General features: G+C 38.0%; 11 protein-coding genes and 1 pseudogene. 7 read left to right on the top strand and 5 right to left on the bottom strand.

The genetic code is table 11. From position 1 onward, the window contains the following. Nucleotides 1-8: 8 nt before the first annotated feature. The 5 genes from V3I05_RS05815 to dnaA all read right to left on the bottom strand — a co-directional run bounded on the left by V3I05_RS05815 (nt 9) and on the right by dnaA (nt 4,577). Complete coding sequence (locus V3I05_RS05815) at nt 9-1,322, bottom strand: APC family permease (RefSeq protein ID WP_343354255.1); 1,314 nt, start codon at nt 1,320-1,322, stop codon at nt 9-11. Continuing rightward, complete coding sequence (locus tag V3I05_RS05810) at nt 1,319-2,074, bottom strand: ATP-grasp fold amidoligase family protein (protein WP_295698902.1); 756 nt, start codon at nt 2,072-2,074, stop codon at nt 1,319-1,321. Before V3I05_RS05810 ends, V3I05_RS05815 begins: the two co-directional genes overlap by 4 nt. Further along, nucleotides 2,049-2,369, bottom strand: coding sequence for a hypothetical protein (locus tag V3I05_RS05805; RefSeq protein WP_295698905.1), 321 nt, complete (start codon nt 2,367-2,369; stop codon nt 2,049-2,051). Before V3I05_RS05805 ends, V3I05_RS05810 begins: the two co-directional genes overlap by 26 nt. Before the next feature lie 100 nt (nt 2,370-2,469). After that, nucleotides 2,470-2,655, bottom strand: a complete 186-nt coding sequence (locus tag V3I05_RS05800) for a hypothetical protein (RefSeq protein WP_343352937.1) — start codon at nt 2,653-2,655, stop codon at nt 2,470-2,472. Between the two features lie 587 nt (nt 2,656-3,242). Next, a complete protein-coding gene (gene dnaA / locus V3I05_RS05795) occupies nt 3,243-4,577 on the bottom strand; it encodes a chromosomal replication initiator protein DnaA (RefSeq protein WP_343352936.1) in 1,335 nt (444 codons plus the stop codon). Between the two features lie 162 nt (nt 4,578-4,739). Between dnaA and ruvC the strand changes: the two genes are divergently transcribed. From ruvC to V3I05_RS05755, 7 genes and pseudogenes are all read left to right on the top strand, one after another. Continuing rightward, the gene (ruvC, locus tag V3I05_RS05790) at nt 4,740-5,267 is read left to right on the top strand and encodes a crossover junction endodeoxyribonuclease RuvC (RefSeq protein ID WP_295698913.1); all 528 of its coding nucleotides are present in this window, start codon (nt 4,740-4,742) and stop codon (nt 5,265-5,267) included. Continuing rightward, on the top strand, nt 5,264-6,589 hold the full coding sequence (locus tag V3I05_RS05785; RefSeq protein ID WP_300447304.1) for a hypothetical protein: 1,326 nt from the start codon (nt 5,264-5,266) through the stop codon (nt 6,587-6,589). Before ruvC ends, V3I05_RS05785 begins: the two co-directional genes overlap by 4 nt. After that, nucleotides 6,579-7,187: a hypothetical protein gene (locus V3I05_RS05780; RefSeq protein ID WP_343352934.1), complete on the top strand. Its 609-nt coding sequence runs from the start codon at nt 6,579-6,581 to the stop codon at nt 7,185-7,187. Before V3I05_RS05785 ends, V3I05_RS05780 begins: the two co-directional genes overlap by 11 nt. Further along, the gene (locus tag V3I05_RS05775; RefSeq protein WP_300447310.1) at nt 7,184-7,534 is read left to right on the top strand and encodes a hypothetical protein; all 351 of its coding nucleotides are present in this window, start codon (nt 7,184-7,186) and stop codon (nt 7,532-7,534) included. The genes V3I05_RS05780 and V3I05_RS05775 overlap by 4 nt, the downstream gene beginning before the upstream one ends. 71 nt (nt 7,535-7,605) lie before the next feature. After that, nucleotides 7,606-9,293, top strand: a pseudogene (mshL, locus tag V3I05_RS05770) (pilus (MSHA type) biogenesis protein MshL). Then, nucleotides 9,293-10,828, top strand: coding sequence for a GspE/PulE family protein (locus V3I05_RS05760; RefSeq protein ID WP_300447316.1), 1,536 nt, complete (start codon nt 9,293-9,295; stop codon nt 10,826-10,828). The pseudogene mshL and the gene V3I05_RS05760 overlap by 1 nt, the downstream one beginning before the upstream one ends. Beyond that, nucleotides 10,825-12,060 (top strand): type II secretion system F family protein, encoded by a 1,236-nt coding sequence (locus tag V3I05_RS05755; RefSeq protein ID WP_343352931.1) that lies wholly within the window; start codon nt 10,825-10,827, stop codon nt 12,058-12,060. Before V3I05_RS05760 ends, V3I05_RS05755 begins: the two co-directional genes overlap by 4 nt. Nucleotides 12,061-12,533: the final 473 nt, after the last annotated feature.

Here is a 12,533-nt window from a genome sequence, read left to right as displayed (position 1 = left end):
TCCGCACTCTATATACTCGCATTCCTCCTAGCTCTTGCAAAAAGGAGTATCCCTGCCAATACCCATATTGCTAATGCGATAATAGAGGGTAGCTTAAGGGGTGCTGGAGAAAATGGCACAAAGATTAAAAGGTCAAATATAATGCTTAAACCCAAAGCCAAAAGGCTTGAAATGCTAATGCGCTGCCTCTCTCTTTGCTTTAGCAAAAGCGATATAATACTTACATATAAGAATCCAACGATAATGCCAACGCAAGACATATCTACAATATACAGCAAAGATTCTCTACCAAAAATAACCATCACGCAAGATATGAATCCTATCACATAAACAACCCGATAAGATACATTAAAACGATTTTGCTTGATAAGTGTCGCGGGGATAAAGCACGTTATACTTAATCGTTCAAAAATTTTGCTTGTGGTGATAAAAAATCCATTAATCCCGCTAAAAAGTGCACTTAATACACCTATGCAAAGCACTATGCTTCCAAAAATACTAAAATACCCCTCTATGCTTGCGTGCGTAGCCCACCCAAGATTAATTATCTCATCTCTTGCCACGCCAAAAGCGGTAATACATATTAGCATCGCATAAAGTGCAAATCCTATCCAAATGGAGAGATAAATAAAAAAATTAAATATGCCTTTGCAATAGGCAATAGCTTGTATAATCTGCACTCCACAATCAAACCCCAAATACGCCCAAGGAGCGAGAGCAAAAACCGCCATTACGCCATAGAGGCTTATCTCTTTTTGATAAAAATATGAGAGAAAGTTCTCATAAGAGGCAGAATCTATGCCCATTATGACAAAAAATAATACCACGCTTCCGCACAAAAGCAATGTAAATATCTTTTGCAATAAGAATGCAGCCCTTATGCCTAATATATTAAGAATCCCCATACACACGATACTTGACATACTTATCACTATATCTAAAAGATAAATCGCATTGCCATTGATATGATAAAGCACGATATCGCCAGAGAATCCAAAGGAATGGCTCATCACATTAAGTGCTGTAGCATTAAGCGGAATGATACATAAATACGCCAAGCTTATGAACCACCCACAAATAAAGCCGTGTGTGCGCCCCAATACTTTAAGGGTAAAATAAAATTCCCCTCCGCTCCTTTTGTATCGTTGAAGTAGATATGTATATTGTGCTGCGATGATACAAATAGCCACACCCCCAAGCCCTAGCCCTATAATGCTTTCAAGCAGTCCCGCCTTGCTTAAAAATAAATCTTGAGGCAGGATAAACGCTCCCCAACCTATAATGCACCCCACGCACAAAAACAAAACAGAGGTATTTTTCATATGTGCCACAAGTCGCCAAAATATCTATCAAAGCTTTGCGGGGAAAATTTTCCTGTGCCTCCATTTGGGGTAAAGGTAAGCTCTCCTACATACACCCTAGAATCTACACAATACAAATCCACGCGCACATAATTCATAGGGGCTGATAAAAGATTGGCAAGATGAAGCATTAGATGAAACTTGGTAGGCTTCTTCGGGGGTATATCACTTGGTGGATTCAGATACATAAAATCAAGTTTTTGCCATTGTGTGTCAAATACATCATTGCGCGTATGTGTGGCATTAGCAACTTGGATAAAAGCCACCTCTCCATTAAAGCAATGGAATCTAAAGTCCTCTATACACTCTCCTAGTAGTTCTTCAACAAAAATGCGGGGCTCTATGTCTTTATAATGCCACTCGCGATATTGCTCATAGTAATTATGCTGCAAATGCCACATTATTTTATCTCTTGCTTGAGATATGCCATCTTGTAAAAAGGCTTCTTTGTCTTGCACCATAACTACTCCGCCGCAATCGTGATTGGTTTTTATGACAAATTTATGGGGCAAAATGCCAAAATCAATAGCATCAAAAGTTTTATAAATGCCATAAAGCTTAGGGAGATAGAGGCATTGATTACTCATAAAGAGGCTATCGTATATGAGGTCTAGGGGTTCAAAAAGTTGGGAGGTAAAAGTTAAAAGATGTAGGTTAGAGGGAGTTTGTATCTTAGATTCTATGCTTTTAGCACACGACCCCCCCCCTTGCACACGATGAATCTGCCATATCTTTTAAGATATGTGAAATATAGATTCTTGCTTTTAATTTATCACTCAAAATGGTGTAAATGGGATTTCTATCAAAGAGTATTCTATGAATGATTTTTTCATTAAATGTATGCGGATTGCGAAAGTCTGCCTTGTAGCCAAAAATCTTTTTATGCCTTTTTAAAAAATATGTTTCATCGTTCATTGCCTTTTCTCTTTTGTGCTTATATGCCAAAAGCAATGGGCGGATATATGCTTGATATATCGCATTATTTTTTATCAATGACTTTATGCTCATCACTCACTCCTTACACTCTAAAATAAAAAGCATAAATATAAAACAAACTAAAAAAAATTTCGCTTAAATCAATAAGATTTGATGAAAAGAGAAAATCATATTATGCCTTTGCTGTTGCGATGTAGACACCGCATTTACACGAAGTGCTAATCCACACTTGCAATATGTAAAATGAAGCGGGCGAGAGATTTGGCTCATTATTGGATTGCATATATATGGATTGCTTCATTGTGGCTTCGCCACTGCCTCGCAATGACGGGCTGTGGGTTTCAAAATGCCTTGTCACCTGAGAAAAGCCCTCTACGTGTATAAAGCTGCTCTAATCCCTCCTTGCGATTGTAGCCTTCACTCGCGCCGCATTCTATACATTTACTCTTTTATTAAAATGATGAGGGAGATTGGCATAAAATATCAGCCCATCTGGGCTTTAGAAATGTGCGTTATGCAGCCTAGCAAGGGAAAGTGTAGGATGAGTTGCATTTTTACTTGCATAGAGTGTGCAGTGGGAGCATGGCGGTAAGCTCTGTAATACTAATCCCAAAGATCTGGTTTTGCAAAATATGGGCGATTCTTTGGCTCTCATTTGGAAAAGCTCTTTGTGGAGGAGGGAGAGCATAGCGCGCACCTCTCTAGGCTAGGTAAAAACCTCGCCAAAATCCCGCACAGGCTCTTTGCTTTTGATTTGAGAGGTGGCTAGGGGGGTGGGGCTGTGTGATACGGAATGCGATAAAAGAGGTAAATTTAATACAGATGAGTGTGTAGATCACGCGTATTATGATGATTTTGTGCTTAAGTATAGCTTAAGCACAAAATCATATTTCATACAATGTTTGAAAATCTAGCACTATGCTTAAACTCATACCTCTAGCTTTATTAGGCGTTATTATCCAAACTCTGCTGAATCCTGCTCTTAAGATCCTCAATAATACTTTTTGTGGTGTTATTTTGAGCGATTTCGCTTTCAATAGCCTTGAGTGCTTTACTCACCGAGCTATGATCCTTCATACCTAGCTCTTTAGCGATCATTGGCATAGAGTTAATAGTCAAAGCACGAGCGAGATAAATCACCACGCGCCTAGCAAAGGCAATCTTACGATTGCGCTCTTTAGATACAATCTCACTTGGCTTGATATTAAGCTCCTTACTTACTACTTTAATGATATTATTTAATGTAATACCCTCTAGCTTTTCATTTTGATAGCTTTTGAGCACATTTTCAGCGACTTTACGTGCACTGCTTTCTGGAGAGAGATTCAAATTTAAGTTAATCGTAGAGAGAATCCCCTCAATCTGGCGAATGTTGCCGTGTATATTAGAAGCAATGTAATCAATCACCCCTCTATCAAGGCTGATACGATTGATTTCGCATTTAGACATAATGATGGAAATTTTTGTCTCAAGGTCTGGATTGGTAATCTCTGCCATCACCCCGCCCTCAAATCGTGAACGTAGCCTATCTGCTAAACCTTTAATCTCCTTAGGGGGCTTATCACTTGTCATCACAATTTGCTTTTGTGCGTTGTAAAGGGCATTAAAGGTATTAAGTAGCTCCTCTTGCATACCATCTTTACCACCTAAAAACTGCACATCATCAATGAGCAGGTAATCACACTTGCGATACTTATCACGGAATCCATCCATCGTGCCACGCTTAATCTTCTCTGTATATTCGTTTAAAAACTCTTCAGCTGGCACATATATGACATTTTTATTTTGCTCCTTGACATAATTACCTATTGCATTTAAAAGATGTGTTTTGCCAAGTCCGGAATGCCCATAGAATACGACAGGATTATACATACTTGCTTGCTGCTGTGCTACAAGTTTTGCTATCGTGTAGGCGTGTTCATTAGATTTACCGACAACAAAATTTTCAAATGAATAAAAGGGATTGAGAGAGAGGATATTGGTTTGAAACTGATTTGTGCTTTTATTCACCTTTAAACTTTTCACATTTCCTTTTTTCTCTTTAATTTTAATGTGAATTTCTGGGCGGATACCATTAGAATTTTCGTCTTTAAAAATATCTGCGATTATGTCGATATAATTACCTTTTATCCAATTTGCTACAAAAATATTTGGCACATAAAATACCTCTAAGTCTGTCCTAGAGGTATTTTCATCATATTCCATAAGAGAAATATACGAATCATACTCTTGGTGCGATAGTTTATTTTTAAGTTTCTTTAATATATTATCAACCTGCAATTTATTAACCTTAGATTATAGACGATATATTACGCTTGATGACGTGAATAAAATGTGAAAACTTGCAATATCTTAGAGTGATATTACCAAGAATTGCTAAGAAATTATCATTCCAAAAATGAGGGGAAATCATAATGCAAAAAAAAAATTATGGGTTAAATCGTGTATATTTTAGGTATTGACCCCGGGAGTAGGAATTGCGGCTATGCCATTATACACTTCACGCCTCCACAGGCTCTAAGACTTGTCGAAGCAGGGATTATTAAAATCAAAGAGCGCGACTTGCAAAGCCAAATTGTCGAATTTGTCGAGGGTATTGACTTGGTGCTAAAAACACATACAATCGATGAGGTAGCCATAGAAGATATATTCTTTGCCTATAATCCCCAAAGTGTGATTAAACTCGCGCAGTTCCGCGGGGCTTTGAGCTTAAAAATTCTCCAAGACATCGGGCATTTTGCCGAATACACGCCCTTGCAAGTAAAAAAGGCTCTCACAGGCAATGGCAAAGCAGACAAAACACAAGTGGCTTTTATGGTGAAAAAAATCTTAAGCATTAAGGGTGAAATCAAGCCCCTTGATATTACTGATGCCATTGCCATTGCTATCACGCATTCCCAGCGAATCCGCACAGGTGGCATAGATTCTATAGAATCTATGCCACAGCTCAAAATAAAGCAAAATCTATGAGTGTAAAAGCCCTAAAATTCTTTGATACACAAAGCCAAAGCCTCTACACATTAGCAAATAATCGCCTTATTATAGATAGTCAAAAGCCCACATCTGTAGATATTGCTTCTCCTACGCTCTCACATTTCACACATCTTAGCCTTGAAGTGGAAAAAGCCGCCCTTAAAAGCGCTCAAGATTCTGCCCATATCAGCTCTTTACTCTTCTCCCTTGCCTATCAGCAATCCGCTCTGCATAAACCCCCTTATGCTTATGAAATCTACTTTATCCCCCGCGAACACTCCTTTGATGAGGAAAAATGTATATATGAGACATGTTTTTATGAAAAATACACCTTTTCACCCAAAGCCTCCATTATCACAAGCGATATATTTTTACCCTCTGCATTGGCTGCTTTTGAGATGAAAGAAAATAGAGTGATATGGATAGAATCTTATCTGTGCTATTTTGAAAACAATGCGCTTAAAGAAGTGCTGCATTGTGAATTAGGCGCGGATAACACATATTTACAATCCATCGCTTTACATATTGCTTATTTACAAGAAGCCTATCATCAGTATTTCACACATTTGTATTATTTTATGCCTGATGCATTAGTAGAAAATGCAGCTTACCTTGATTTATCTACCACAACACACCACGGACAAACTTTGCCTATCAAGCCCTTAAGTGAGATATGCAATGATACGCGTGGCCTTACATTTGAGACATTAAAAGCTACTTTAGCCCTGCATTATGCTATGTTTTATCAAAACCAAACTTTGAATCTTCCTAATTTCGCCTCAAAGCCCTCTGCCCACAAAAAACTATATGTCTCTTTTGGCATAGTGGCAATGATATTTTTATATATCTTTCCTCTTGCCCTAATGTTTTATAATCAACATTTGCAAGAGGATATTTCAAGCCTTAATGCAAAGAGTGAATCACTCTTTGCCTCTCAATCTATTGTCCATAATACATTAGAGCAAGAAAATCTCCAAGCCCTTACTCGCAAACAAAATATGCTCATAAAAAATCTACACGATATAGCCTTGTGGCAGCAGAGCTATCATCTACGCTATGACTTTATGCAAGAGGTATTAAAACCCCAAGAATCGCCTCTTATATATGAGGGCGTAAGCTTTCACTTTACTCCTCATATTTTTGTAGCTCTACTTGAGATAAGTGCCCCCAATCAAATTCATATCTCTACACTCCTTGCTACACTCAATACTCCTACACAAAAAGCCTTTTTGCAAGATTCTATCAAAGAGACATTTGATACAGATAATAAATCTTCACATTTTTATGCCCATATCGTGGTGGTGTATAATGTCATTTAAACATTACTTTAATATTATGCACTCTAGGATACAGAGCCTTCTCTCCGCTAAAAGCAAAAGAGAGAAATCCCTTTTTATCGCTGCACTTACCTTGTGTATTGTATTTGTTATGCTTGATTTTGTGTATATGCCTTTAATAGAGCATAATCGCGCCCTTAAAGCACTGCATACACAGACTTTAGAGGAATTTGCCACTTCATCAAATTCACTCCAAAATGTCAAGTTACTCCATTTAGAACAAGCGCAATCTATGCATTCTAAACGCACAATGCTTGAGGAAAATCTCTCTATCCTTAAAGAATATATACAATCCCAAGAAGATTATCTTAACCCCTTTGCCCTTATGCCTAAGCTCATTGCCTTTGCCAAAACACAGCATCTTAATCTTTCTACTTTAACACCCTACCCTATGCTTGATGCCTTAAACATCGAGGGTATGGGGTATTTTGATAATATTATCAATTTGCTTGAATATATAGAATCTCATCGCTTTTTTAGCATTGATAGCTTAAGTCTTAAGCCCTTTAATGGCAGGGAAATATATTTTAATCTGCTTATTATTGATAATCGCCTTAATCCCCAAAGGCTCAATTTATGAAACATATATGCTTAATATGTCTATGGACTATATCTCTTTATGCGCTAGATTCTGCATTTCACACACTTATTGCGAACCTAGAAGCATTCTCTAAAGACACCATCAAAAATAAAATACAGCACCTGCATAATCCTTTTGAGCAAAACCATACCCAAGAAACACTAGATCTCTTTGCTATTATTAATGGTAAGGTCCTTATCAATGAGCAATGGCTGCATATAGGGGAATATATTCAAGACTATAAAATTATAGATATACAGCCAGAGCATATTGTCTTACAAAAAGGTAAAACCCGCTATAGCCTTGCCATAGGCAAAAGTATGAGCCAAAATAAGGAGACAGAATAATGCTTTGCATATTACATTTTTCAGCTACACTTGTAATTTATGCAAAGATTGGGCTGCACTAAGGGGGAAATATGAAAGCGTGTTTTAGAATTCTTTATTTTTTACCAATACTACTTTTTTCCTGTGATTCACCCATTAATATTCACTCAAGTAGCAATGTCCCTCTAAGCAAAATCATCGAGGAGGTTGCCGCACAATGCCAACTTAATGTTATCTACCTCCAAGAGAATACCAAAGCAATGCTCGATAGCAAAAAGATGGCGATTCATATCCAAAACAAGCCTATTAAAAAGGTTTTAGATAGCCTTATTATTAGCAATGATTTTTATTACAACCTGCATAATGAGACCTTAAAAATCGGCTCGCTTCTTACCAAAACCTTTGAAATTAGCTATATTGCCACCACGCGCGTAGGCTCTAGCAACACTGACATTGTCTTTTCACAAGATAATCAAATCCAATCCGTCTATAATACAAGCCTACACAACGCCCCCTTAGCCATTTCAAACTTTGAGCTCGATTCCCAATCGCATAAAATGGCAATAGGCAAAGCGACTGCAAATAATCCTAATATAGGTAAAAGCGGGACAAAGATTTATAGCATTGATGAGATTGACTTTTGGGGTGAGCTCCATAATGAAATCGCTGCTATTGCCTATGCACCCGGCGATAGCTATCAGCCTAATCCCATAGAATTAAAGGGAAAGAGCAAGGATATTATTATCAACAAAGCAGCCGGGCTACTCACTATAACCGCCACACCCACACAGATGAGACGTATTGAGGCTTATATTAAGAATTTGAATGAGAAGATTCAAAAGCAAGTGCTAATTGATGTGCATATTTTTAGCCTCCAGCATACCAATAATCAAACCTATGGCGTGGATTGGGGTGAGTTTTATAAATTAGGGAATCTCTCCACTCTCCCGCCAAGCGCGGATTCTCAAAGTAGCAATGTGAATGTAGATTCTTCAGGCAATAGCTTTGCGATTAATATTTTCTCACAAGGTGTGAGCATTAACCGCATTATCGAGTTTTTGCAAACTTATGGCAAGGTGCAGTCCATCTCTAATCCCAAAGTTTTAACGCTCAATAACCAACCTGCTATCATTAGCGTAGGCAGTGTGCTAAGATATTCACAAAATACGACCTATCAAACCACCACGCAAGGCACTTCGATACAAAACAACGCCCAAGCCTTCCCCTCTGTCTTTGCTGGAATCCTCCTTGATGTAACCCCAAGCATTAAAGATAGTAAAATCATTTTGAAAATCAATCCCTCCATTACCAAAACTAAAGATATCGCGATTGAAAATCAAACAACCGCGCTAGAAACGCCCCCTAACCTCTCCACAAAGCAGCTTCCTCGCTCGTGCAGGTAAAAGATGGAGAGCAAATCATATTGGGAGGATTGATTGACAAAACAGAGGGGCAGACTATCCGTAAAGTGCCGATTTTAGGCGATATTCCGCTGATTAAATATCTCTTTAGCTATAAGAGAAATATCAAAGAAACCCAAGAAATGATTATTGTCATATCTCCACATATTATCAATCTTGAATCAAATATCACCTCAAAGGATAGGACAATCATCGATGAGATTATCGACTTTAGCCAAAAAGATACATTAAAAGACACCCAAGCTAAAGAAACCACCAAACAAGAAGCAGCCGCAGATAAACAACGCAAAGCTAATTCCCAACCAAGCCAAGATTCCATACAAGATATTCCACAAAATCCCACCATAGAGGATATGTAATGGATGTGTCATTCCCCCCTATCAATCTCCATAGCTTAAAGCTTAGTGAATCTTGCCTCAATGCCCTTGAATACAAGTTTATCCAAAAACACCAATGCCTTATCTTTGATATTACACAATCCCCTCAAACAATCCATATCGCCCTTAAACACACTAATGCTCCCCTTAGCCTTATCCGTACGCACATTTTGCGCCTCTATCCTCAAGCACATTTAGTATTTTTTACCACCGATGAAAAGTCTTTTGCGCTCCAAGCCCATCATATTTATCTCTTTCAACACTTTAATACATTGAAAAACGCACTTTTGAAGCAGCACGAAAGCCCAAATGATACAAACAATAAGGATACCGATATAAGCGTAGTAGCATTGCTTGATTTTATCCTGCATACTTGTATTATGCAAAAGGCAAGTGATATACATTTAGAATCTTTTGAAGCAAATGGCAAAAGGGCAGCACGTATTAGAATCCGCATAGATGGTATGCTAAGAGAATTGTTTAGTTTAGAATCTAATGTGCTCGAGGCGTTGAGTTCGCGCTTAAAGCTAGAATGTGAGCTAGACATCACGCAAACACGTCAAAGCCAAGATGGACGTTTCAAGCGGGTATTTGATAATCATCATTTTGACTTCCGCCTCTCTATTCTCCCAGCCTTTGGCGGAGAATCGCTAGTGATTAGAATCCTCGCTAAAGAGACACAGAATCTAAGTCTTGAGGGCTTAGGATTTACCAAAGAGCATTTAACCACTATCACAGGGCATATTCAAGCACAAAATGGCATTATCCTCCTCACAGGACCTACCGGCAGTGGTAAATCCACGACACTCTATGCAATGATAGAATCTATCAAATCCCCTGATAAAAAGATTATCACCCTTGAAGACCCTATCGAGTATCACACACAGCTTACTACACAGGTGCTTATCCACAATAAATATGATTTTGGCTTTAGTGAGGCTTTGAGGGCATTATTGCGGCACGACCCTGATGTCCTAATGATAGGTGAAATCCGTGATAAAGAAAGTCTTGATATTGCGCTAAGGGCTGCTCTCACAGGGCATTTAGTATTAAGCACATTGCATACGAATGACGCGCTTAGTGTGGTAGAGCGGTTGCTTGATATGGGCGCACAGGGCTATCTTATTGCTTCAAGTTTGCGTTTAGTGATTTCCCAAAGGCTTGTGCGCAAATTATGTCCATATTGTAGAGCCCCACTTAGTGCCAAAGAAATGTATAATAAGCTTTTGCAATCTCATCTTTTGCATTTATGGGATAATATAAAAGATGGCACATTTTTCGCTCCTTGTGGCTGCGTGCATTGCAATATGCAGGGCTTTAGCGGTCGTTTGCTTGTCGCAGAATGTTTGCAAAATACGTCTTTATTGGGTGAGTATATCAAATCACCGCAAGATAAGGCGCATATACACGCAAAGCTTAAACAAACGGGCTTTAAAAGTATGCTAGAGGTAGGTATGGAACTGCTCAAAAACGGGCAGAGCAGTTTTGAAGAAATTTATAGGGTGTGTAATATATGAAAAAGCTACCGCAAAAATACTTAATCAAGGGCATTAAAGACAATCAACACGTGCAAATCACTTTGCTTTCAACCTCATTAGAGAATGCTAAAGAACAGAGTTTGAATAAATACAATATCTATCCTATTGAAATCAAAGCCCTAAGTGGATTTGAATTTCTGCATTTGCAGATACTAAGACTAGATAATAAAATCACCAAGCAAGATATTGCCGCACTTTTTATGCAAATCTCTACTATGCTAAGTGCGTCTTTGCCTATTCTTGAAGTGATTGAAGTATGTGCGAAAAATACCAAAAAATCGCCCCTAAAGCGGACATTGCTTGAAATCGCTTATCGATTGAATCTTGGACAGAAGCTATCCTTGGCTTTTAAGGAGCATAGAGCAATCTTTGGCGATATGACGTGGAATATGATAGCCCTTGGGGAAAAGAGCGGAGAGCTAGGCGAGATCTTTAAAATGCTTAGCAATCACCTCATCAAGGAGTATAAAAATAAGGGCAAAATCAAACGCGCCCTGTTTTATCCCACGCTCGTGCTACTAAGCATTATAGGGGCATTTATCGGGCTTGTGCTATTTGTGCTACCTGAGTTTTTAATGATGTTTGAGGAACTCAAAGTTAATCTCCCTATCTACACTAGAATCCTTATCCATTTGAAAAGCTTTTTTACACATTTTGGGCTACTCTTTTGTGTGCTTGTGTGCGGGGGTGGGCTTATGCTATATAGATTCTATAAGCATTCGCAGAGCTTTAGACATTCCCTCCACGCCTTTGTTTTGCATATTCCTCTCATTGGTGAAATCATTAAACTTAATATGTTTTATCAATACACCTTTACGCTCTTTTTACAGCTTAAATCCGCCACTCCGCTTGATATGGCACTATCACTCAGTAATAATGCCCTTTATAATCTCGCCCTAAGGGCTGCATTTATTCGAGTCTTAGAATCTATCAAAAATGGCAAAAGCCTCTCTCTCGCCCTCACACAAGAAAATGTCATAGATGATATTTCTTTGGCTCTTATCGCTGCTGGGGAGCAGAGCGGCAAACTCCCTGAAATGCTTGAAGTATGCGCGAAGCGATTTGAGGAAATCGCACAAGAAAAGATAGATTTTCTCATCTCTCTTATTGAGCCGCTTTTAAGTCTTGTAATGGGTATCCTTTTGTTATTTTTAGCACTAGGGGTATTTGTGCCGATGTGGGATATGAGCAGTGCAGCCATCAATGGCTAAATTTCAAGACTTATATTCTTAAGATATGGACAAAACAATGGGTTTTACCAAAAATAAAAAATAGCAAAAGTTCTATACATTTTCTATTGTGCTTATTTATATAAGTGAGGTATATCCTCACTTATATAAAAATTAAACGCACGAGATGCTAACCCCTTAAAACATCGTAAGGGTGGTGAGTGGGTAATCTAGCGAGCTAATTTCTTTAAACCTCTCCCCCTTATAAAAAAAGAAAAACATAAAAAAATTTCAAACTTCAACAAAAGTTAATGTGTATTAAAAAAGAATCAAACAAAAGCAATTAATTTACACAATAAACAAAGTAGAAGCTTTTATTATTTTTTATCTTTTGCAAAAATACCATCAAATCGTTACTACTTTGCCACTTTATTTATTTTGCCAAAAAGCGTGTGATATATGAAAAAAATTATTTGTTTTTTTATCCTATACTTAGAGGGTATTTCACATATATT

The sequence above is a fragment of the Helicobacter mastomyrinus genome (assembly GCF_039555295.1).
GTDB classification, from domain to species: Bacteria; Campylobacterota; Campylobacteria; order Campylobacterales; family Helicobacteraceae; genus Helicobacter_C; species Helicobacter_C mastomyrinus.
This window is presented reverse-complemented; position numbering and strand designations above follow the sequence as displayed.